The sequence below is a fragment of the bacterium genome, assembly GCA_035559435.1.
GTDB lineage: Bacteria > Zixibacteria > MSB-5A5 > WJJR01 > WJJR01 > JACQFV01.
This window is the reverse complement of sequence record DATMBC010000012.1, coordinates 1-23591: the sequence shown is the minus strand read 5'-3', so window position 1 is coordinate 23591 and position 23591 is coordinate 1. Positions and strand designations below refer to the sequence as shown.

Here is a 23591-nt window from a genome sequence, read left to right as displayed (position 1 = left end):
GAGACAGAGACTCACTCTGATGAAATGATCAGGGGATTACAGGGGATACAGGGGAGGCGAGCGGAGAAGCGGCGGACCGGTGTCGCACAGCGGCCGGGGATTCTCCGCTCTCACCGCAATGAGAAGCGAGCGCGCTTCGGGCGGCGGCAACACCGCGAAATACTGCGCCGGCGCCAGGTGCAGCGGCCCGCGCATACCGCGCCAGGCCCGGTAGTCATGGTCGCCCGCGGCGTGATCATGATCGTGCGCGGGCGACTCGGCCGCCAACGTTGCCGGCGATGAGGGATGCTCGGCATGCGCCTCGGCGATGTGCGCCGGAATCCCGAGGACCCAGACCGCCAGCAACACAACGGTCGAAATCGCACCGGTCAATCGCTTCATGGCGGTGGCGGGCTTCACGGACCCAACGATAGTATACCGGAGAGAATAACTCAAGTCGGACAACACAGCACCGCCCCGGCGCCGAAGCGCCGAGGCGGTGTGTCACTCAGGGCCGCGTGGTCCGCAACCCACAGGCAGCCATCCGTAGGCCTACTGCTGATTGTTTGAGCCCTTCGTATCGAGGTTCACATTCGGGCCGCCGCCCGCATGATCCGGCGGCACATAGATGCCATCATCACCGGCGGTAATCGGCCCGGTCGGCGCATCGCCGCACCCCATGACAAACAAACTCATGAGCACGATCACCACCGCGAACACTCCTGCCATTCTCCAGCCGCGCTTCATGACATCCGCCTCCTTCTCCGCTTCGTTGCGCTTCGTCAGCGTGCCTACTCCCCCAAGCATCGCAAAGGACTTGCCCAGCATGTCGCGCCGTTGAACACTAACGCAATCGCATACGGCACAAGTTGTTACGACAGAACATTAAAGTAACTGGTCAAGTGACGATCAGCGCCGACTGGGGCGGCAGGAGAAGAAAGATGGTTTCAATCCAACACCTGATGGGATCAGGTTTGGTGCGTATATTGCCCTGCTCGATTCGGATCGAGACCTCATGCGCCTGCCCATTGTCTGCATCATCGGACGCCCCAACGTGGGCAAATCGACGCTGTTCAACCGTCTGGTCGGACGGCGCCTGGCGGTGGTCGATCCGACCCCCGGCGTCACCCGCGACCGTCTCTACGCCGAAACCGAGTGCGATGGCCGCCGCTTCGCACTCGTCGACACCGGCGGCCTCGTCATGCAATCGGATGATGAGATGCAGCGCGAAATCGCCTCGCAGGCGCAGATCGCCATCGAGGAAGCCGATGCGGTGATCTTCCTGGTCGACGGCAAAGTCGGCATCCACCAGGACGATGAGGCGATCGCACGCATGCTCCTGCGTTCCGGCAAGCCGGCGATTCTCGCGGTCAACAAGATCGACGGCCCCAAACAGGATGCCGACATCTATGACTTCAGCCGCCTCGGCCCGCTGGAGCCGCTGGGCATCTCCGCTTTGCACGGGCGTGCCGCCGGCGATCTGCTCGAACGGCTGGTCGCCATCCTGCCGCCGGAGGAACCGGCCGAAGAGCCCGAAGAGATCGAGTCGATCGCGCTGGCGATTGTCGGTCGCCCCAACGTCGGCAAGTCCTCGCTGGTCAATCGTCTCTTGGGCGAGGAACGGATGATCGTCTCCGCCCGCGCCGGCACCACCCGCGACTCGGTTGACTCGGTTCTGGAGTACGAGGGCGTTCGTTTCACGCTCATCGACACCGCCGGCCTACGACGCGCCAGCCGCGTCCATCAGTCGCTCGAGTTCTACACCACCCTGCGCAGCGTCAAGGCGGTCCAGCGCGCCGACGTCGTCTGTGTTCTGATCGACGCTTCCCAACAACTGGGCACTCAGGACCTTAAGATCGCCGAGGCCGCCGCCCTGGCCGGCAAGGCGCTCTTCTTCGTCATCAACAAGTGGGATCTGATCGAAAAGGATGAGTCCACCGCCGGGCAGTATGTGCATGACCTGCGCATACGCGCCCGCTCCTTCGCCTGGGCGCCGGTGGTCTTCATCTCCGTGCTCACCGGCCAACGCGCCGTCAAGATTCTTGACATGGCCCGCGAGGTGCTCGCCGAAAACCGCAAGCGCATCCCGACTGCCGAGCTCAATGAGACCGTCCTCAACGACATGCGCGACAAGCCGCCACCGGCCGTGCAGGGCAAGCACATCAAGATCAACTACATCACCCAGACAGAAGCGACCCCGCCGACCTTCATCGTCTTCTGCAACCACCCGAAGTTGATCGGCGAATCCTACCAACGCTTCGTCGTCAACCGCATCCGCGAACGCTACGGCTTCACTGGCGCGCCCATTCGTCTCTGGTGGCGCAGCAAAAGCCCGCGCGACTGAGGCGATCCGCTGCTCCCCGCTCTCGGGAGGGGGAGAGGGCCGGGGTGAGGGGCCACATGCGCGCGCGACGTCCCGACTTGCAACGCGCTCCGGCTCAGGGCCGACACTCCACCTTTGTCACCGCGAAAAGCTCGAGTGAAAACTTCCAACACTCCGGCACAAACGCGGCGCGAAATTGCTCATCGGCGCAGTTGTCGGGCAGTGAACGGATGAGGATCGACTTGTCCATGATCTGTTCAATCTGGTAGCCGACCGGACTTTCGCCGGCCTTGATCAGCCGCGTCTGGCCGGTGCGTCCATCGAACATCACCACCGAGTAGGCGCAATCGGAAATGTCATCGCCGATCACCCGCAGCGAGTCGATCCAAAAGCGGTTGTCGATGGCCACCTCGGCGGTCGACCAGGGAAACTTCGGGTTGAGATTCACCGCCTTCACGGCCACCGTCCCCGGCGCCGTCATCCAGCTCTCCGGCGGCAACAGGACAAAATCCTCCCCCGGCGACCAGACCATCCAGCGCACGAGGTTCACCGGATCCAGCGTCTCGCCTTCCAGGCCATAGACATCATCGAAGGTGGTGGTGGCCAGCGGCTGCCCCAGCGAATCCTCAAAGACAATGGCGTAGCGGATGAAGGCGATTTGCGCCTCGTTGAGCGGATCATCCGCTTTGACATCGGCGATCATCTGGATCGCGATCCCGATCCGTCCGGAGGGCGACGTGTGACGCGAGACCGGCGCCTCGGAGGCGCTGCCGCAATGCCACAGCGCCGCGCACAGGGGGAGAAGCAGCAGTTGTCTGGCCATCGTCATCTCCGCATCTTGGACGGGATCTGCCGCGTAACATGCCGCGTGTCGGCAGATCGGGCAAGCGGCGATTCGGAGCGGCCATGTCACCGCGCTTTGTCGGGGAGAGGATCGACGTCGAAACTGAAGGGACCGTCAAGCAGCCGGTCGCGCTGGTCTGGCGCGGACAGCGGCATGGCGTGACCGAGGTGATCGCCGCCTGGTTCGACTGGGGTTTCTCGCCGGCGGCCACCCAGAAGAACTGGCGCACCCGCCGCCACCGGAACTACTTCCGCGTCAAGCTCGACAACGGCGACATCTGCGAAATCTACCTCGACCGCCCGCCGTCCAGCGCCGAAGGGGAGTGGTTCCTGTATCAAATCCTTGACTAAATCGGTGATGTCGCATGGCGCCACGGACCACCGGCGGCCTCTGGCAGCGGCAGTGTTAAGCGTCTCCGGATCGTCACGACTCCCCTGTCGTTTCCGCGAATTGGGACACGCTAAGGGGCGATCAGGAATTGACTTGCGGCAATTGCCAGCACAAAAGCGGAAACACTTGTAGATAAGTGGTCCTAAAAGGGGCGTCAGGGGAGACACCCGGCCTTCGACATCGCTTCGTCCCTTGGCTCTAAGAGACACGCCCACGCATTCGCCAGTAGAGATCGCAACGATACCAAGACACGGCCGACAGACGGCTACAACCCTCGATTACGCCACGACCGCCCAATCACAATCTGTTTCTGCGCCGCACGCCACAGATGCCGTCCCTGCGGGTTGGCGCCCTCGATCTCGACCGTCAGCCAGTACTCCCCGCTTTTGACATTTTCGTTGATGACGAATTCCGACTCAAAGACACAATCCGACCCGCCGCCGCGGTAGACCCGCGCCGCCAGCAGGGTCACGCTGTGCGGACGCGCCGGCTCATCGATGCCCAGCACCGTCAGTTCGCGGCGGATGTCGATGCCCGCCCAGCGCGCCAACGGCGTCTCGGCGCTGTCGGCCACAACCACCGGGCGTCCGGTCCGGACCAGCGTGCCCTTGACCGCACGCACCGGCCGCAGATAAACGCTCACCGCGTACGACCAATCGTCCCCCTCGGGAAACGCAATCTCGACATAGGGGAAAACCGTGTCGCCGACGGCGTACACCGGCTCCGTGTCAATGTACAGATTGCGTCCGCCGCGCTGGACCCCGGGCGCCAGATCGAACCCGCGCGGGCCGCGGGTATACGCCAGCAACAGGTCGCTCATCCCGCGCGAAGCCAAAGGCGAGGGCACGGTAAAATCCAGCGATACGCTGCCGCGGTTGTGCCGGTGGCCGCGCACCGTCAAATCGAGTTCGTAATGTCCGGGTTTCAAACCGGGTACGCACAGATGGATCGGCACCCGCACATTACGGTGATTGCCGACCACCGACAACACCACGCCTGTCAGCCCCAGCCCATAACGCTGTTGCTCGTGACGGATCGTGTGGCCCTGGTCATCGCGAACCGTGTACTCGATCTCCAACGTCTTGGCGGCGATGCTCTCCCGGTTGAGATCGCTTCCGTTGACTCCCACCGCGATCCAGACATCGTCGGTGGAGTCGCGATTGGGAAATGACACCAGCTCGATCACCGGGTCGATGCGCAGCCAGATTTCTGATTTCCGTCGATCGGGCACCAGCGCTGCCCGTGGAATCGAGTCTCCGCGCGGGGCCTGAAAAGCGGCTCCGCGGTCGGCGGCCGACCACCAGTAATACCACGTGCGTGTCGTGTCGCGGTGATAATACGTCGGTGTCACAGCCCAGGTCTCCCACCAGGAGCTGGGCGGCCCATAACGCAGCAAGAAGGGCCAACGGACGTCACCGTACGGATCCCACGGCGGCTCGCCGCAATGGGCGCTGTCGCGTCCCCAGGCCAGCCCTGCCTGCGCGCGCGCCCAATCTTCGGGATGGTCCGCCTGATGCCGCTGAATCAGGGAGAGAAACGACTGGCGGGTGTGCGGCGCCTGCAGGTACAGCGACCACCAGCCGCTGTCGATCATCTGCGCCACATACGACAACTCCGTAAAGCGGGCCGAATCGGCGGCATCGACCAGATCGCGCGGCAACCACCGCCGCACCGGTTCATCCGCCGCCGCGACGCTGTATATCGCGATTGCCGCCAGCGTCAACGCCGTAATTATTCGTCTATTGGCCTGACCGCCACATTCCATGTCGCGATCCCTCCCGGTACTCCGTCGGGGATGATGCCGTCGCCGTCACTTCACTTCACTTCGATCTCCGTCCAGGCCATCACCGGTTTTTCGCCGGTTGGGTCCTCCCAGCGCGATGCCACCTGCACCGAGAGGAAGTACCGCCCGCTTGGCACATCTGCCAGACGGACATCCCCCTGGAATGCGCCGTCCAATGCCTCGCGCGGGTAGATCGCCGATTGCAGGACACGTTCCCGTCGCGACACGCGGCCGCTGAACAACGGATTCCCCTGCGGGATCAGACTGACCGTGACCCGGTAGGCGCTGTCGGGAATCTCCGCCAGCGGGAACTCCACATACAATGCCAGCGAGTCGCGCGGGGCGAACCGTCCCGAGGGGTTGGCGTGGATCAGCCGTCCATGCCGCGGAATGCCGCCGCCCTGCACCGCCCCTGGCGGAAACGCCACCACCACGTCGCTGGCCCCACGCAACGCGCGCCGTGTCGGAATGGTCACCGTGTCGCGATAGACACCCATATTGTCCGGCCCACCGCCCCGCAGCGACAGGACAAACTCATACGGTCCCGGCGCCAATCCCCTCAGCCCGACATACCCCGGTATGGCGACCGCCTCACGCTCCGCAAGCGTCTGCAGTTGCGCCAGTCCGCCGATCGTGCAACTGTCCTGCCCGATCAGCCGCTGTTCCCGGTCGTAAACAATCAACTCAAGACCCAGACGGTCGCGCGCCAACGTCGAATCGCTGAACTGATCCCCGCGCGTCAGCGTGGCGATCCACAGGTCCGATGTCCCATCCGCATTTGGGAAGACCAAGGGCGCGACGTTGGAGTGGATGATCTGCTTGAGGCCAGGGAAGGGAACGAACGCGGGTGGTTTCTGCAGTTCCTCGGCCACGAGTCGTTGATAGCCGATCGTCGATGCCGCGAGGGCTGACGCGCTCTGTCCGCACTGGCCGCCGAGGCAATTCTGCGTCGTTCCGATTGCAGAGATCATGTCGTCACCGTCATAGCGGTTGAGCATGACCGGAGGGCCGCCACCGTTGAGCGAGCTGCATGTCAGAGTAATGCCACGATTATCCCATTCGAGGATATAGGTATCAATGACGGCCGTATCGATGGCTCTGACCATATAACTCGGAATCCCCAGCCGCAGAATCAACTCCCAGCGCACATCCCGGATCGGCGCGTCGATTGTGCTGAGCAACTTCTCCCGGCAGTAGGCGATCCGACGCTCCATCTCCTCGCGCCACTCGTTGCGATGCGGCGTGTCCGGACGCGTCTGCCGGTCCTGGCGCGCGAAGAATTCTTCGATCCGGGCACGGAACTCCGCCGCGTTGGCCGCGGGGCGCACCTCGCTTTTCCAGTACTCCGGATCGATGATCTTGATGAACTCCGTCATTTCGCGGACATACGTCGAGTCCGCCGGGCCGGCCGCCGAGGCCAGGATCCGTTCCCGATCAACCGAATCGGGCACACCGGTGCCCACACGCACCGCGCCGCAGGCGCTCAACGCCGCCGCCGCCACCACGATGACACAGCGTCTCATGGCATCCCCCTCCGGCCTGGGCCGGACCGCGACGCCGGCGGGCGTCGCGCACCGCTTGATTCGATTGTCCGCCCGGACCGGGCGGGTTTGACATCTCGTATCTCTCTACCGATAAAGTCGCTGATTATTCCCGGTTGTCAACTCCTTCGCGACCGGATTCCCTTGAATGCCCCCTTGCGCCGTGCCATCATTGCGGCATGACGACGCCCGCACCCCCGAAAATCCGCGTCCAGAAGGGCCTGGTGATCTGCTACACCGGCGACGGCAAGGGGAAGACCACCGCCGCCCTCGGTATGGCCGTACGCGCCGCCGGTTACAACTGGCGGACCTTGATCTGGCAGTTCATCAAGGGCTCCTGGCACTACGGCGAACTGGATGGCCTCCAACTGTTGTCTCCCTATGTCGAACTGCGCCAGAAAGGGGAGGGATTTGTCGGCATCGTCGACGACAAACTCCCCCGCGAGGTCCACCGCCAGGCCGCCCTCGCCGCCTTAACCGAGGTGAAGGATGAAATCACTTCGGGACACTGGCAGATCGTGATCCTCGATGAAATCTTCGTTGCCTGCCAACTCGGCTTCCTCACCGGCGCCGATCTGGTCGCCCTGATTGACACCAAGCCCGCCAACGTCCATCTGGTGCTCACCGGACGAGGCGCGCCGCCCGAGGTGATCGAACGCGCCGACCTCGTCACCGAAATGCGCGAGATCAAACACCCCTACCAAAAGGGCGAACTGGCGCAAAAAGGCGTCGATTACTGAGCCGCCGCGCCCCAATGGGGGCGTCCCCATACCGACACGCAAACCGTTGCACAGCCCCCGGCCCTCGCCGGGGGCTGTGTCATCTTTCGCATAACGCTTCGCCCGGGCGCGCCGATAATCTCATAGACATGACCCACTCCCTGTATCAATCCATGCCGATCCCGGCGGCCGTGCTGATCGTCGATGACGAGCCCGGCATCCGCATCCTGCTCCACGACTGGCTGGCCGATCAGCCGGGCATGACCGTCCATGTGGCCGCCAATGTCCACGAAGCCATCGACCTGCTCGACAAGCGCGCCGTCGATCTTCTGTTGGTCGACTTGTTTTTGCCCGATGGCTCGGGTCTCGATGTCATTCGCCGCGCCCGTCAGGTCCAGCCGCATGCGGTCTCGATTCTGATCACCGCGCACCCGACCGTCGAGACCGCCATCTCGGCTTTGCAGCATGGCACCTACGACTACATCATCAAGCCATTCCGTCTGGAGATGCTCTCGGCCGCCATTCACCGCGCCCTCGACAACTGCCGTCTGCGCCGCGAGAACATGGAACTGCGCGAGCAGGTTGCCGTCTCCGAGCTCAACCGCGCCGTCGGCACCATCTCCGGCGTCGATCAGATTCTGCAGGCGGTCAACGAGACCGTGGTGCGCGAATGCGCCGCCGAGGCTGCCAGCGTGCTGTTGCGCCATCCCGAGACCGGTCAATTGGAGATGCGCGCCTTCCATGGCGACCCGGCCCTCCTGCAGGAGCCCCCGCAGGCGCGCTTCCTGCGCGGCGAGACCGTGACCTCCAACGCCGCCTTGGCCAACGGCCAGACCGTCGTGCTCGAGGACAGCCAGATCGCGCTGTTCCCGAACGACCACGATGGCGCCATGCGCATCTGCCAGCCCCTGGTGGTGAAGGGTCAGGCCATCGGGTTGCTGAACATCGTGCGCCGCGCCACCGCCGGGCCGGTCGGCGATGGCACCCTGCGCGCGATCGGCATGATCGCCCAGCAGGCGGCGATCGCCATCGACAACGCCCGCCTCTACAAGGACCTCCAGGCGACCTACGTCGAGACCGTCACCGCTCTGGCCAACGCCATCGAAATCCGCGATCCCTACACCCACGGACACACCGATCGGGTCAAGGTGCTCGCGCGCGCCATCGGCGCCAAGATGGGCTGGGACCCCGAACGGCTCACCAATCTCTGGATTGGCTGCACGCTCCACGACATCGGCAAGATTGGTGTGCCCGACTCGATCCTCTCCAAACCCGGCCCGCTCACCCCCGATGAGTTCGCCGTGATGAAGACCCACCCCGAAATCGGCGCCAAGATCATCGAGGGCGTGCCGTTTCTGAGGGCCGCAATCCCGTATGTGTACTATCACCACGAGCGCTACAACGGCACCGGCTACCCCAGCGGCCTGGCGGGGGAGGAGATCCCGATCGAAGGACGCCTCCTGGCCGTGGTCGATGCCTTCGATGCCATCACCTCCGACCGTCCCTACCGCCGCGGCCAGTCGCTGGCCGCCGCGCGCGAGGAACTGCGCATCTTTTCCGGCATCCAGTTCGACCCGGCGATCGTAGACATCTTCTTCGAGGTCCTCGACTCGACCGATTTCCCGTGGATCGTCTCGCAGCGCCACCGCGACGCCGACAACCTGACGACCATCCCGGTGCAGTCCCCGGCGTGAGAAGGCATTGCCAGCGGCGCGACGCCGCTGTTCTTTAGGCCGTCATGCCGCCCCGCTCCAAAGCCCATGCTCCGGACAACGCCGCGCTGTTGAGCCATGTGGTCGTCGTCCTCGGCGTCGTCGCCGCCGTGATTGTCTTTATCGTCAATGCCCGCCAGCTCTGGTTCACCCAGGATGACGCCTTCATCTCCTACCGCTATGCCCGCCACGCCCTCGAGGGGCATGGATTGGTGTTCAACATCGGCGAGCGCGTCGAAGGGTACACCAACTTCCTCTGGGTGATCTGGCTGGTCCTCTGCGGCCTGGTCGGCATCGACTTCGATCCGGCCGCCAAGGCGCTGGGCATGGCCGCGGGGATAGGCATGATCATCCTTGCCGCGCTGCTGTCACGGCGTTGCTGGGAGCAGATTTATGACCGCGGCGGCCACTGGGCCGGTTTCTCCGGCGCGTTGATTGCCGGCGTCAATGGCTCCCTGGCCTACTGGGCGGTCTCCGGGCTGGAGACCGCGCTGTTTGGTTTCCTCGTGGCGCTTGCCGTCTGGCTCTGGCTTGGCCAGTCGCGGCTGACCCCGATCGCCCTGGCGCTGGCCACCATGACCCGTCCCGAAGGCGGGCTGTTCTGGATTCTGCTGTCGGGATGCGAATATGTCATCAGCCGTGACGGGCGACGCGCGCTGTATCTGTTCGGCCTCACCGCGATTCTGCTCGCGCCATTCGGATTGTTCAAACTGCTCTACTATGGCGGCCTGCTGCCCAATCCATTCTATGCCAAGACCGGGCTGGCCTGGGAGTATGTGCAAAGCGGCCTGCAGTACGCCTGGCTCTTCCTCCGGCACTACATGATCTATGGGGTTATGCTCCTCCCTGTCGGCATCGCCGTGTGGAAGCTGCCCGGACGCTGGAAGTGTGTGCCGCTGCTGTTTTTGATCTACACCGGCTACATCATCGTCATCGGCGGCGATGTCCTGCGCCCGCATCGGTTCTTCGTGCCGATTCTGCCTCTCATGGCCGCGGCAATCATGGCCGGCGGTGCCTGGCTGCCGTCCTGGACACGCCGTCTGCCGATGCCCTATATCGGCACCGTTGCGGCCACCACCGCCTTGCTCACGTTCTCGATCACTCAACCCCGCGAGATTCTCACCTCGACCCGCAATCTCGAGCTGGGCTTGATCGCCAAGATGACCACGATCGCCGACTATCTGCGCCGCATCGATGACCGTCCCTTCACCATCGCCGTCTCGACCATCGGCAAGATCGCCTATGATCTCCCCGGACGCCGCATCATCGACATGCTGGGGTTGACCGACTCGACCGTGGCGCGCCATCCCGAAACCATCCCCGGCAACGAAACCACCTGGCGCGAGCGCAACTTCAACGCCACCTATGTCCTCTCGCAGGACCCCGACTGGATCCTGTTTTCCACCGGCCACAAACCGTCGGCGCCGGCCGAACGCGCCCTCATCCTGCATTCCGAGTTCCGCAACAATTACTACACCGTGCTCTTTCCCGGCACCACCCGGATGCTGGCCATCCACAAGCGCAAGGGCCCCTACAACAAGCCCGACGAGGTCTGGCCCGACATCGAGCTGGCGCACAAGCTCAACGCCGCCTACAACGAACTGGTCGCCGACAATCTTCCCGGCGCAGTTCAGCGTATGCACGAGTTGAAAGCGATCGGACCCTCGGACTGGGCCGCCGCCGACGCCTTCCTCGCCACTGCCTTCATGCAGATGCGCCAGGATGACAGCGCCCTCGCCTATGCCCACCGCGCGCTGGCCATCGATTCCTTCATGGTCAGCGCCTGGCAGACCATCGGCGTCGTCGCCCTCGCCCGTGGCGACTCCGCCCAGGTCGCCTACGCCAATTCGCAAATCAAACGCCTCGCCCCCTGGCTGGCGAATTGATCAGATCCCCCAACTGTCTGATTTGAATTCAGGAGGACAGACATTCCTGTCTGTCCATCGCCTCGTTCGGCGGGTCCGCTTTTGGGACCCGCCGAACGAGGCGATACACACGGCAGGGCCGCCCGGCCGCATGATTCCAGCGGCGTCATTCCAACCCGGTCGCGGCGCTCTTGGCCGCGGCCGGGTTGGAATCTTTGTTCACCTGTGCGGGAATCTCACTCCCCCGCCGACGGGGGGAAATACTGCTCAATGCGGATATTCTCTTTCGGCATCCCGACACGCTGCAACACCCCGGACCCCGTCTGAATCATCCCCGGATGCCCGCACAGATACGCGGTCATCTGCGCCGGCTTCACCCGCGTGGCGTCGATGTACTTGCGCAGCACATCCTCGGCGCGGCCCACCTCGCCGGTCCAGTCCGGCTCCTCCCAGGGACGGCTCACCGAGGCGACATAGCGAAGCATCTTCACATCCATCGACAAGGCCTGGAACTCCTCCTGGTAGGCCAGCTCGTGCGAACGGCTTCCCGCGTGGAGAATGATGAAGTGATGGATGGTCGATTCCTTGCCGGAAAGCAAATCGGCGCGATAGCGCCGCAACATGCTCACATACGGCGCGATCCCGGTGACCGTGGCCACCATCAGATGCGTGGTCCGGCCGCTTTCGGTGTCGAGGAGGAAATGCCCTTTGGTCTTCGGACGGACCATCGCCCATTCGCCGACCTTGAGGTTCCACAGAAGCGGCGTCAACGTCCCGCCCGGGACCAACTCGACGAAGAACTCCAGGAAGCCCTGCGCCTCGGTCGAGCAGATCGAGTAGGGACGTTCGATGATCCGCTCGCCGTTGGCCACGCCGATCGTCGCATACTGCCCCGGCTCCCAGCGCATCGGCGCGGCGGGCTCAAAGACGAAGATCGCCAGCCCCTCGGCGATCTCAAAGCGGCTGCGCAGACGCGCGGTGATGTGTTTGGTCTCGGTCATGGTCTCCAGAGTCGCGCGGCGCACGGCGGCGGCAACCGGGATCATCATACTCCTGAAATCGACTCCGGTCTACACTGAACTTGAGTGGTTTTCGCCGCCTCGTAATCCCGGTTGCGCCGCGTCCCGTCGCGTGCCATCGTTGGGCATGCGCGGCTCCCTGCACACCCGCATGGCCATCGGTCTGGCCGGTGGCATCATCCTCGGCACCGCCTCGCACTTTCTCTTCGGCGATTCCGCCGCGCTGCGCGACCTCATCCGCTATGTCACCCAGCCGGTCGGGCAGATCTTCATCCGGTTGCTGTTCATGCTGGTCATCCCGCTCATCTTCGCGGCGCTCGCCCTGGGTGTCGCCGGCATCGGCGATCCGCGCCGTCTCGGACGCGTGGGCGTCAAGATGTTCGCCTACACGCTCGTCGTGTCCGCCATCGCCGTCTTCCTCGGCATCTTCCTGGTCAATCTCTTCCAGCCCGGCGGCGGCATGTCGGAGGAGACCCGCGCACGGCTCCTCGAGGGCGCGGGGGAGAGGGCCGCCGCGATCACCGCCCGTCCCGAATCGGGCAAGGGCGACCTCGACTTCCTCGTTCGCATCGTCCCCGACAACCCAATCCGCGCCATGGTCGACATGGACATGCTGGCGGTGATGTTCTTCGCGCTGATGATCGGCATCGGCCTCATCATGACCAGGACCGAGCCGGCGCGCCGCTTCGAGGAGGCCCTCTCCGGCCTCTACGACATCACCATGCGCCTCATCGGTCTGGTGATCTCGTTTGCCCCGATCGGCGTCGGCGCCTTGCTCTTCACATTGACCGCCCAATTGGGATACGAGGTCATTCTGCAGTTGTTGCGTTATGTGATCGTCGTGCTGGCGGCGATGGCGATCCACCATTTTGTGGTCTATTCGCTCTCGGTGAAGTTGCTCGGCGGCATGAGTCCGCGGCGGTTTTTCCGCGACATTCAGGAGGTCATGCTGACCGCCTTTTCCACCGCCTCCAGCAACGCCACATTGCCCACCACATTGCGCGTGGCCGAGGAGAACCTGAAACTCCCGCCCAGCGTCAGCCGCTTCGTCCTCACCATCGGCTCCACCGCCAACCAGAACGGCACCGCCCTGTTTGAAGGCGTGACCGTCCTGTTCCTGGCGCAGTTCTATGGCGTCGATCTCTCGCTCGCCCAGCAGATCATGGTGGTCGGCATCTGCATCCTCGGCGGCATCGGCACCGCCGGCATCCCGGCCGGCTCGCTGCCAGTGGTGGCGATGATACTCGGCATGGTCCATGTGCCGATCGAGGGTCTCGGCCTGATCCTCGGCGTCGACCGCTTCCTCGACATGTGCCGCACCACCCTTAACGTCACCGGCGACCTCGCCGCCGCCGTGGTCGTCTCCAAAGGCGAATCCACGTAGGAATCCGGTTGAAATCATCAGCAGGAATCGTCATTCCAGGGGGTGTCCGCGCTCCCGACTCCAAAACTCATCCATCGTCATTCCAAGGGGGGGCCGCGCACCCGACTCCTACACTCATCCCCCGTCATTCCAAAGGGTGTCCGCGCACCCGACTCCGAAACTCTCCCACCGTCATTCCAAGGGGGGTCCGCGCTCTTTGCGGACACCCCTTGGAATCTTTGTTTGCCCCCGATCACCACGGCTGTCAAAACCCCGCATCGATGTCCCGATTTCATCTTGACAAGACTGCCCCACACGCTCAGATTCTAAGCGTAGGACGGTCACACCCCTTCGCTCTCTCGCGGTCCTCACACCGTGAGGAAATCAACTATATTATTGGCGGTATTCCGCGGGAGGTGCTCTATGCGCATTGCGAAACGGTCTGTCGGGATTGCCCTGGCCTTGTCGGTCGCTGCCATCCTCGGTTTCCAAACCCCTCACGCCAACGAAACCAGCCCCATAGCGTCCCCGAAAACCCGCCGCGCCGTCGATCAGGCCCGCATCGAGGCAATCAAACGGCAATCACTGGACCTGCGCCAGGTACGCGCCAGTCTCCGCGGTGACAGGCCTCTCGCGCCCGATGCCGGCCGCACGATCGTTGTCGAAACATCGCCTCTTCAGACGGTCTCGCAGAGTGCGGCCGCCTCACCGCCGCCGCCCTCTCCCGGCCTGGCGCTGGCGCAAACCTCCTACGATTTCCAAGGTGAGGGCTGGAATGGGTATCAGACCGCCCGCGCCTCCGGCGCCGACATCGTGCATTTCATCTGGATGTCCTGGGACCGGATTCCCAGAGATATCGACGATAATGACCGCAGCGTGAATTACCAGTCTTACACCGTGTCCGGTGGGAACTTCATCCAACCCTTCGGCGGTGTCGCGATTGGCGGTTCCACGCTCGCCCGCGCCGGATTCGGCAATGGCGCCGTCTTCGAGGACAACACCTTCCAGGCCACTCTGCATCAGCGCGAAGACCCCAATCTCCCCTATGGTCCCTGGCATCTGGGCTTCCCCACCCCCGGCAACGCCTCGCACATCGCTGAGGGATTGAGTGGTTTGACCGCGCCCTGCAACGAAGCCCTCTGGCCGCTGATCGCCGCCTCCCGCGATGGCGATCGGACCCTGCACATCCTTGCGCATTCCAATGTCAACGACTGCCCAATCGATCTCCTTTGGTACTGGCGCTACAATGGCGCTAGCTGGACCGGCCCGGTGCCGATCGACTCGACGCCGCTGCCTTCCTATGCGATTGCCGATGATCCGACTGGCGACAAAGTCGCCGTGGCCGTCCACGTCGACAATTACACGGCGATGAACGGCCTCAACAATGTGGCCTATCTGGAATCAGCCACCGATGGCGCCGGCTGGATCGACGGCACCGAACCCATCGTCAAGCACGTCATCACCAATTATTCGAATCCCCAAGGTCCGCAGGCGTGGCTGCACATCTCAACCTGCTACGACAATAGCGGGATATTGCACATCGCCTTCGATATGCAGCATGAAGCCAACGCATCGACGGCATCGTCGATTAAGCATTGGAATTCCCTCCGCAACACCATCCGGACGGCGGTCGACGCCTCGTGGTCATTGTCGCCACTCCCCGGATTGTTCAATCTCAACGTGTCCGAACTGACGATGGGAATCGGCGACGGCGCGACACCCTGCCGGGGAGGCGCCGAGTCCAATAACAACTATGTCTACATTGTCTACACGCGATTTGGCGGACAGTCTCAGGCCGAGCAGGAGGATATCTCCGCGCTGGGGTATGCCAACGGGGAGCTCTATCTTGCAATGTCGCCGACCGGAGGGCTCACATGGGGCCCGTCAGTCAACTTGACCAACACCAAGACGCCGCAGTGCAATCCCGGCCCGGCCGATACCCTCACTGGGATTCCCCAGCGTCCCGACAGCGTTTGCCGCTCGGAACATTGGGCCTCCATCGGCCTGGTCGTCTCCGACCTCGATATCTTCTTCATCAGCGACCTGGACGCGGGCGCGGCGGTTCTTGGTGAAGGCACCTGGCAGTTGAATCCGGTGCATTACCTGCGCCTTCCCGGCGGCACCACCGATGCGCAGTACCTCTGCCCCAATCTGGCGCCCAACTTCGCCGCCATACTGGCGGAGGATCCTGTCTGCGAGTTCCACGCCCCGACCTACAGCCAGACGCAGACCACCCTGACGATCATGAACCTGGGCAACGCCGAACTGACCGGTGACGTCAGCGTCTCCGACTTCCCCGGCAACCCAACGCTGGCGGTCAGCGCGCCGGGGCCATACTCCATTCCCGCCGGCGACCCCGATCTGATCCTGACCGTCACCATGACCGCCAACGGCGGTCCGGAGGGGATGTACACCGGGAGCATTGCGGTCACGCACAACGATCCGTCCCAGCCGTCGCCGCAGGTCTTCCCGGTGGAGTTCTTCGTCTTCGATGAGTTCTTCTGCCCGGAATCTCCGGTGATCATGAAGACCGGCGTGGCCAGCCCCGGTTCGCTGGCGTTGCTGGTGGAGAACAACGGCCGTATCGCCGACCAGTATGACAAGGGCGGGCTGTGGCGGCATTCGGATTCGTCGTGGTCGGTCTTCGACGCCTCGCTGCTCATCGCCCATGGCCCGCAATCCCCCGACACCACCGTGTTCCTGCGGTTCTATGACCGGCCATCCAACGGCCAGTATGGATTCCGTCCGTTGAGCGATCTGATCATCGACACCTCGGCCTATGGCACCGGCATGGGATGCGCCTACGCGTCCACCCGGCTGTGCACCCGCGATTCGGTGGTGGGCATCTCGGTGGAGTGGGCCTTCCCGCAGGACTACGCCAAAGATGAGTTCGTCATCGCCCGCTACCGCATCTACCGCCACAACCCGCAGGTCCCGGTGACCGACCTGGCCATCGGCTTGCTGGCCGATCTGAATGCGATGCCCGCCAAACGCCTGGGGGCGGTGCAGTACGGCGCCGCGAACACGCCGGTTGCGGACATGAATCGGAATCTGCTGGGTGTGCAGGGATCCGACACCGCCGGCCATGTCCCTGTGGGTCAGAACACCGCGACACGGTTCCGCGCCGGGATCGCGACACGGGCGCCGTTTGGTTACGCCCAGGTCGGCAACGCCTACACCGATTTGCAGCCGGGGGGAGGGCCGAGCGATGGCTTCCTTTATCGCATCCTGACGCTCCCTGCCAACGGAGCCGACATGTTCGTCGACTCGGCCGCCGATCTGTACACGTTGTTTGCGCTGGACCGCGGCCGATCTCTTGCCCCCGCCGAGACCCTGACCTATGTCGCGATCTTCGCCTCCGACACCATCAGCGAGGCCTCGTTCCTGGCGACGGTGGATGCGGGGCTGGCGTTGGCCTGTTCACCCGATCTGTGCAGCGGGGTGCAATGCGCCTGTCCGTGCTGGGCCGATCCGGAGTGCGACATGGTGCGCTCCGATGTACTGGATGTGGTGGCAACGCTGAACGTGGCATTCCGTGGCGCGGGGGCGATTCTCGATCCGGGCTGTCCGGTGGCGCGCTCCGATGTCGACGCCAACGGTGTCACCGACATCGTCGATGCGGTCAAGGTGGTCGGTGTCGCCTTCCGCGGTCAGATGATCGCGGCCACCTACATCGATCCGTGCTTTGGCTGCGGCGATTGACCGAGTCGGGGAAACGGACAACGTAACCGTCATCCGACGGGGTGTCAGCGCGCCCGACTCCAAAACTCATCCCCCGTCATTCCAAGGGGTGTCCGCGCTCTTTGCGGACACCCCTTGGAATCTTTGTTGCTCTTCCCTCCGCTACTCACACGGCGCGCAAAACCGCAACGCCGGATCGGCCCCGCGCAACACCACATCGATCATCCGCGTCACATCGGCAATGTCGGTCCCGCCATTGCAATCGACATCGGTGCGCCCGTCGGCCAGCGGCCCGTGGTACACACACGCCGTGTCAAACACCGTGCTGTCGGCATTGAAGGCCCGCGCGATGGTGCGCACGATGTCCATCATGTCCGTCGCGCCATCGCATTCCGGGTCGGCGTGGCACTCGCAATGGCAGGTCGCCGGAAAGCCGCAGGCGGGCGCAAAGGCGCCTATGTACCCGCCGTTGGATGCCGCGGTCGCGCAGGGGGAGATCGACGCGAGCGCGTAACCCCCATTGCCCGGATCGCAGAACCAGGGATCGACCGACAGGTTGGTCGGATCGGCCGTCGCCCCGCCGTCGTAGTCGGGATGGTTGCCCCAGACGTTGTTGTGATGCTGCAAAGCGAAGAAGCCGTAGATGCCGTACTCGGCCGAATTGACCACGATGTTATTGGCCGCCAGCCCCGCGCCGCTGATCGAGTAGAAGCCGCGCTGGTTGTTGGCGAAGGTGTTGTTGATGATCCGCGCGCGCCCGCCGAAGTTGTTCCCGATACAGGAAATCCCGCCATTGTTGACAAACAGGTTGTGATGAATGTACGGCGCCGCGTCGGAGCACGTGATGACCACCGGAAACGCCCAGAACATCGGCTGGTAATCGCGGAAGATATTGCCGGTAATCTCCGGGGCGGCGCCACCGTTGACGTCGATATACGCCTCGGCGTATCCGCCGCCAAAGGTGAAGCCACTGATGCGCGTGGACGCCCCCTCGGCGTTGCCGACGGTGATGGTCTTGCCGTAATGATACCCCGGATGCCAGATCGTTGCCGCCGGACCATCGCTGGAGGTGATCACCAGGTCCCAGCCGCGCAGGAGGATGTTCTCGCTGTACTCGCCGGGGCCCACCAGGATTGTGTCCAACTGGCCCGACGAATCCACCGCCGCCTGCAGGGAGGCATACTCCAATGGCACATGATGGGTTCGCCCGGCGCGGGTGAAAAACCGCAGCGAATCCGACCAGGCCCCCCACTGATATCCATCGTGCGCCCGCGCCCGCCACCAGTACTCGGCCCCCGGAAACAGCGGCTTGAAGTTGCCCGATGCGGTCTGGTCGGGTGTCTCAAGGATGTTGACACGTGATCCCGCGACATTCGAAAGCTCCGGATCCCGGTAGATGGTGAACTCATACTTTAGCGGGTCATCGTCGGGGTCCACGCCGTTGATCACGGTCAATTCCTGCGCCCGGGCGGGGAGCAACGCATCGGCGGCGGGGGAGAGGGGGGTCGGCGCGGTGGGAAGACTGTTGGTGCGCAGATCGAAGGTTCGCCACTGCCCCCAGACACCGGCCGCGCGCAGACGCAGCCGCAGGTAATAAGTCACACCGTCCTGCAATTCCGGCCCCTGATACAACCGGTAGGTGGCCGCGCTGGTGAATGGCCACGGCGCCCAGACTTCTGCCACCGTCCAGTCGAGGTCGGTCCCGACCTGGATTTCACACGCCTCCTGCGATGGCGAGCCGCTCGGATAGCGCAACCAGGCGATCAACGGCTCGGCTTCGATGACATGATAACGGTCGTTGTTTCCAATTCGCACATTCCACGGGACCATTCCCGCCGGAACCTTCGGAAACGCCCCGATGTCATTACGGGACCCGTCGGCATCGTTGTAGCCCGGGTCGGGATGCCCGGCATCCAGACAGGGCGACCCATCGCGCAACAGGTACTCTCCTGAGGTCGATCCCAGAAACAGCGGGTTGAGGGAGAGGTTGTTGGGATAACAGCCATCGCACTCGTAATCGTCGCCGTTGAGATAGATGAGATTGTAGTCGGCAGTGTCGGGATGTCCCGCGAGCCCATGCTGGTTGCAGGCGGTGATCGCATTGTTGCGCACCAGTCCGTTCGAACCGGCGCCGAACATGATTCCCTCCCAGTTGCCGTCGATGGTGTTGTCGAGGATAGTCGCAGTGCCGATGGCGATGCCGATCGCCCGCCGCGTCACATTCGCCGCAATCATATTCCCGGCAATCAGGACATTATCGTCGTAGACTCCGATGCAGTCGCCCGAACCGGCGTTCCTGTGAATGATGTTGTCACGGATGGCGCTGTAAGAGCTGTACTGACAGGCAATGATCGATGACCCTCCGGAACCCTGAACGTCGAACCCGCGAAATTCCGCGCCGGCGGCACTGGGGCCGGAAATGAGCACCGTGGGCGCGCCGGTGTCGACGGGGCGCAGATGCGTAAACTCCGCCCCCGCCACACTGATAACCGCGAGCGACTTACCGAGGAAGTCCAGGTTTTCCTTATAGAAGCCGGGGGAGACCAGGATCGAATCGCCGGGCGCCGCGGCCGCTATCGCCCCTTGAATCGTGGCATGATCGCCCGGGACCGCGATCACCGTCGCGGAGACAGAGCCCGATGGGATAAGCCAGAGTATGGCACAAAGGCAATGACTGATGGGAAGACGCATACCGGGCTCCCCGACTGTGAACGGTTCGCCCCCTGAATTCTAAGATAACCTAAATTTCTCCCCCGTAAACGCCCAATCCCAATCCCTCTTGACTCCCGCCCCGGCGGCCGATACTTTAATGACAGTCCAGCGGTTGGCTGGACGGAGCGAATGAGGCGGGAATAGCTCAGTTGGCTAGAGCATCACCTTGCCAAGGTGAATGTCGCGGGTTCGAATCCCGTTTCCCGCTCCATACCAAGATGACGACACACGGCGCCGATTTCGATCTTTGTTGTCCGGTCCCTTAGTCCCGGCGGTGCCGAAGTCTGTTCCTGGTTTGGGCCGCCGCAGCGACGGCCCTTTTTGTTTGCGCAGTGGCGGCGTCACGACAAAGGCGCCGATTGAAGGCGGGTTAGCCAAGCGGTAAGGCGGAGGTCTGCAAAACCTCTATACTCCGGTTCGATTCCGGAACCCGCCTCTCTCCCCGAAGATCCGATTTCGTGAAATAGTCCGTCATTCCAAGTCGGGCGCGGCGCTCTATGCCGCGATCGGCTTGGAGTCTTTGTTCTTCCGCGAGCCGGGTCGTCTCATGGTCCGCCGAACGAGGCGATGCCCGCGGCAGGGCGGCCCTTCCGCAAACCTATTCCCAAATCACCGCCTGCTTCGTACTTTTCCTTGTCCTTCTGCCGGAGTGGCGGAATTGGTAGACGCCAGGGACTTAAAATCCCTTGTCCCGCAAGGGACGTGCCGGTTCGATTCCGGCCTCCGGCACTTTATATATCATATTGCACAACAATATGATATGCGCGTTGATGCGTATTTTACTTTAGGCGGCCTCTGCTCCCGCGCTGTCACAAATTCTTAACCGCGCCTGAAACAAAACCGAATCCCTCCCTGTTGCACGATTAAGGCTGGCCATTGCTTCCACGGCCGTCTGCGCACGTTCCACAATTTCAACAAAACGAGCCGCCACCGGCGGCTCTTCAGGGAGGTTGAATGTCGAGACGTCTTCGATTTGCCGCCGCACTGTTTCTGGTCTGGGGGATTGTCGGATTATCGACGACTCGGGTTATGGCGGATCCGCAGACCTTTCACATCATCGACATCAACGAGGTCTACACCAACGCCGACGGCTCCAAGCAATTCATCGAACTCTTTGCCGGGTCCGCCGGTCAAACCAACCTCGCGCCCACCTGGCTGATCGCGCTCAACGCCGACGGCACCGACACCAATGTCGTCTTCGATTTCACCGCGCTGTTCCCCGCCCTGGACGCAAACGAGACTATTCTCTTGGCCACCGCGGCCATGGCCGACGATTTGGGTTTCAGCCCCGATTTCATCATACCGGCCAACTCGATCTTCCTCGGCAACGGCCGTGTCATCTTCGAGGATCCGCCGCCATTTCCGACCATGGTCGACGCGGTCGCCTACGGCAACTACACCGGCAGCAACACCAACTTTGGTTCGCCGGCGCCGGCGCTTCCTTCCGATGGCTGCCGTTCGCTGGTGCGCAACATCCACGACTACATCCTGCCCAAGGACAACGCCGCCCAGTGGGGGATAGCATCGGCCGCCACCCCGCGCAACAACGCCGGCCAGACCACCACACTGACCTGTCCGCCCGTCGCGCCCGTGTTGGCGTCGATCGGCCCCAGGAATGTGAATGAGGGACAGTTGTTGGCCTTCGGCGTCAGCGCTTCCGACGGCAACGGCGACCCGCTGACCCTCGCCGCCGAAAGCCTGCCCGCGGGCGCCGTCTTCACCGACAACGGCAATGGCACCGGCAATTTCAGTTGGACCCCGGGCTTCACGCAGTCCGGCGCCCCGGTCGTGCGCTTCATCGTCTCCGATGGCGCGCTCGCCGACTCCGAACTGGTCACGATCACCGTCAACGAAGTCACCGATCCTCCGGTCGCGCGCGACTCCGCGGTTGCGGCGCAGGAGGACACGCCGCTGGGCGTCACTTTGCAGGCCTTCGATCCCGACGGCGACCCGATACCGCGCACCGTCGCCAGCGGCCCCTTCCACGGCAGTCTGCAAGTGATCAACGCCAACGCGGGGACCTACACCTACGCTCCCGCCCAGGACTACTTCGGCCCCGACTCAGTGCGGTTCACAGTCAATGACGGCTTTGCGACGTCCAACACCGGCACGCTGCGCATCGATGTCGCCGCCGTCAATGATCCTCCCGTCGCCGCGGACGCCAACTTCAACGCCATCAAGAACACACTCGCGCATGTCCCTGCGCTACCGGTGATCGATGTCGATGATGTCGCCTTTACTGTCGCGTTCGATCTGGGGCCGTTTCATGGCACGGTCTCCAACTTCAACGCCGCCAACGGTTCCTTCGATTACACGCCCGACCTCGACTACGTCGGCCCCGATTCGATCCGCTACCACGCCGATGACGGCGACGGCCCCGGCAACACCGCCACCATCCGCATCAACGTCGCCGAGGGATGCGATTGCTCCTGCCACGCCGACCCGGTCTGCGATCAGGTGCCCAACATCCAGGATGTGGTTTCGGTGGTGAACATCGCCTTCCGCGGCGGCGCCGACACCGTCGACCCGCAGTGCACCCACATCGGCCGCGCCGATCTCAACTGCGACTGCGTCGTCAGCGTGCTCGATGTGGTCAGCATGGTCAACCACGCCTTCCGCGGCGATGCGTCGCCGTTCTGCGACGCCTGCGCCAGCCCGTGCCCATAGACGGTCGGAAAGAGAATGTGCCGGGGCGGCAACCCCGGCTCCATCGGATAGGAGAGAGGTCAGATGAAGAAAGCCGTGATTGCGCTCTGCGTCTTGTTCGCCGCCACCACCCTGGCCGTGCGCGCCGCGGTCATCAAAGTTGGCGGTATCGAAACCCCCAGCCCCACCTTCGTGCCCGATTCCGTGCAGATTTCCGCCGGCGACACCTTGCAGTGGTACCAGATCAATGGCGACCACACCGCCACCTCCGGGACCGGCTCCGGCGATCCCGACGCCGGCAACGACTACAACGGCGCGTTTGGCACAGGCCAGCCCATCTTCCAGCACCAGTTCAACGCCCCCGGCACCTACCAGAACTTCTGCATCCCGCATGAACTGTTCGGCATGACCGGCAAGGTCGTGGTCACGCCCACCGTGGCCGCGCATGTCCGCGCCACCGACATCCTGGCTTTTGACCCTGATTCTGTGCCGGTGCTCACCGGGCAGACGGTCGAGTTCTACTGGAGCGGGAACGATGCCCACACGCTGACTTCGGGCACCGGTTCGGGCGATCCGAACGCCGGCAATCTGATCAACTCTCCGCTGGATGCCAGCGTCCCGGCCATACAACTGACCTTTAACTCCCCTGGTGTCTATCCGTTTTTCTGTACGCCCCACGAATTCGCCAACATGCGCACCACCGTCTATGTGTCCACTCCCTGCAATTGCCCCTGCAAGTTTGATCCGCAGTGTGACGGTATTATTTCCAACGTTCAGGATGTCGTGATCACGGTCAACGTCGCCTTTCGCGGCGCGGCGCCGACCGTGGACGCCGGCTGTCCCAATGAGCGCACCGATGTCGACGCCAATGGCGTCACCAGCGTCACCGACGTGGTCAAGGTGGTCAATGTCGCCTTCCGCGGCCAGACCGCCGCGGCCAATTACGTCGACCCCTGCCTGTAACCGATCGAGACTCCCGCTCTTACGGGCCGCGGCCCCTCCGGGCCGCGGCCC

At 63.4% G+C, this 23591-nt stretch carries 16 protein-coding genes and 3 tRNA genes; 12 read left to right on the top strand and 7 right to left on the bottom strand.

What is annotated here, in order from left to right; genetic code table 11:
• Positions 1 to 36: 36 nt before the first annotated feature.
• Both VNN55_00800 and VNN55_00795 read right to left on the bottom strand, forming a co-directional pair.
• The gene (locus tag VNN55_00800; protein ID HWO56083.1) at positions 37 to 381 is read right to left on the bottom strand and encodes a hypothetical protein; all 345 of its coding nucleotides are present in this window, start codon (positions 379 to 381) and stop codon (positions 37 to 39) included.
• A 150-nt stretch (positions 382 to 531) separates the two neighbouring features.
• Positions 532 to 807 carry a hypothetical protein gene (locus VNN55_00795; protein ID HWO56082.1) on the bottom strand — a complete coding sequence of 92 codons (276 nt, stop codon included), beginning with the start codon at positions 805 to 807 and terminating at the stop codon, positions 532 to 534.
• 187 nt (positions 808 to 994) lie between these two features.
• Between VNN55_00795 and der the strand changes: the two genes are divergently transcribed.
• Positions 995 to 2323 carry a ribosome biogenesis GTPase Der gene (gene der / locus VNN55_00790; protein HWO56081.1) on the top strand — a complete coding sequence of 443 codons (1329 nt, stop codon included), beginning with the start codon at positions 995 to 997 and terminating at the stop codon, positions 2321 to 2323.
• Positions 2324 to 2417: 94 nt separating this feature from the next.
• Here the strand turns inward: der and VNN55_00785 are convergent, their stop codons facing one another.
• The gene (locus VNN55_00785; protein HWO56080.1) at positions 2418 to 3125 is read right to left on the bottom strand and encodes a hypothetical protein; all 708 of its coding nucleotides are present in this window, start codon (positions 3123 to 3125) and stop codon (positions 2418 to 2420) included.
• A gap of 83 nt (positions 3126 to 3208) precedes the next feature.
• Between VNN55_00785 and VNN55_00780 the strand changes: the two genes are divergently transcribed.
• On the top strand, positions 3209 to 3496 hold the full coding sequence (locus tag VNN55_00780; protein HWO56079.1) for a DUF6504 family protein: 288 nt from the start codon (positions 3209 to 3211) through the stop codon (positions 3494 to 3496).
• Positions 3497 to 3801: 305 nt separating this feature from the next.
• Here the strand turns inward: VNN55_00780 and VNN55_00775 are convergent, their stop codons facing one another.
• Both VNN55_00775 and VNN55_00770 read right to left on the bottom strand, forming a co-directional pair.
• A complete protein-coding gene (locus tag VNN55_00775; protein HWO56078.1) occupies positions 3802 to 5301 on the bottom strand; it encodes a hypothetical protein in 1500 nt (499 codons plus the stop codon).
• Positions 5302 to 5351: 50 nt separating this feature from the next.
• A complete protein-coding gene (locus VNN55_00770) occupies positions 5352 to 6842 on the bottom strand; it encodes a hypothetical protein (GenBank protein ID HWO56077.1) in 1491 nt (496 codons plus the stop codon).
• 197 nt (positions 6843 to 7039) lie between these two features.
• Here VNN55_00770 and cobO point away from each other — a divergent pair, with 197 nt between their 5' ends.
• The 3 genes from cobO (at position 7040) to VNN55_00755 (ending at position 11177) form a co-directional block, all read left to right on the top strand.
• Positions 7040 to 7600, top strand: a complete 561-nt coding sequence (cobO, locus tag VNN55_00765) for a cob(I)yrinic acid a,c-diamide adenosyltransferase (protein ID HWO56076.1) — start codon at positions 7040 to 7042, stop codon at positions 7598 to 7600.
• A 128-nt stretch (positions 7601 to 7728) separates the two neighbouring features.
• Positions 7729 to 9273: an HD domain-containing phosphohydrolase gene (locus tag VNN55_00760; GenBank protein HWO56075.1), complete on the top strand. Its 1545-nt coding sequence runs from the start codon at positions 7729 to 7731 to the stop codon at positions 9271 to 9273.
• Between the two features lie 44 nt (positions 9274 to 9317).
• Positions 9318 to 11177, top strand: a complete 1860-nt coding sequence (locus VNN55_00755; protein HWO56074.1) for a hypothetical protein — start codon at positions 9318 to 9320, stop codon at positions 11175 to 11177.
• 215 nt (positions 11178 to 11392) lie between these two features.
• On the opposite strand, the gene VNN55_00750 is transcribed toward VNN55_00755, so the two are convergent.
• Positions 11393 to 12157 carry an FAD-binding oxidoreductase gene (locus VNN55_00750; GenBank protein HWO56073.1) on the bottom strand — a complete coding sequence of 255 codons (765 nt, stop codon included), beginning with the start codon at positions 12155 to 12157 and terminating at the stop codon, positions 11393 to 11395.
• A gap of 169 nt (positions 12158 to 12326) precedes the next feature.
• Between VNN55_00750 and VNN55_00745 the strand changes: the two genes are divergently transcribed.
• Together VNN55_00745 and VNN55_00740 are read left to right on the top strand one after the other, a co-directional pair.
• Positions 12327 to 13559, top strand: a complete 1233-nt coding sequence (locus VNN55_00745; protein ID HWO56072.1) for a dicarboxylate/amino acid:cation symporter — start codon at positions 12327 to 12329, stop codon at positions 13557 to 13559.
• 402 nt (positions 13560 to 13961) lie between these two features.
• Positions 13962 to 17240, top strand: a complete 3279-nt coding sequence (locus tag VNN55_00740) for a hypothetical protein (protein HWO56071.1) — start codon at positions 13962 to 13964, stop codon at positions 17238 to 17240.
• Positions 17241 to 17381: 141 nt separating this feature from the next.
• Here VNN55_00740 and VNN55_00735 read toward each other — a convergent pair whose 3' ends face one another.
• A complete protein-coding gene (locus tag VNN55_00735; protein HWO56070.1) occupies positions 17382 to 19910 on the bottom strand; it encodes a right-handed parallel beta-helix repeat-containing protein in 2529 nt (842 codons plus the stop codon).
• Positions 19911 to 20065: 155 nt separating this feature from the next.
• Between VNN55_00735 and VNN55_00730 the strand changes: the two genes are divergently transcribed.
• The 5 genes from VNN55_00730 to VNN55_00710 all read left to right on the top strand — a co-directional run bounded on the left by VNN55_00730 (position 20066) and on the right by VNN55_00710 (position 23540).
• Positions 20066 to 20142: transfer RNA gene (locus VNN55_00730), tRNA-Gly, on the top strand.
• Between the two features lie 153 nt (positions 20143 to 20295).
• Positions 20296 to 20367: transfer RNA gene (locus VNN55_00725), tRNA-Cys, on the top strand.
• A 207-nt stretch (positions 20368 to 20574) separates the two neighbouring features.
• A tRNA-Leu gene (locus VNN55_00720) sits at positions 20575 to 20660 on the top strand.
• Positions 20661 to 20885: 225 nt separating this feature from the next.
• The gene (locus VNN55_00715; GenBank protein HWO56069.1) at positions 20886 to 22598 is read left to right on the top strand and encodes an Ig-like domain-containing protein; all 1713 of its coding nucleotides are present in this window, start codon (positions 20886 to 20888) and stop codon (positions 22596 to 22598) included.
• Positions 22599 to 22661: 63 nt separating this feature from the next.
• Positions 22662 to 23540 carry a plastocyanin/azurin family copper-binding protein gene (locus tag VNN55_00710; GenBank protein HWO56068.1) on the top strand — a complete coding sequence of 293 codons (879 nt, stop codon included), beginning with the start codon at positions 22662 to 22664 and terminating at the stop codon, positions 23538 to 23540.
• Positions 23541 to 23591 lie beyond the last annotated feature (51 nt).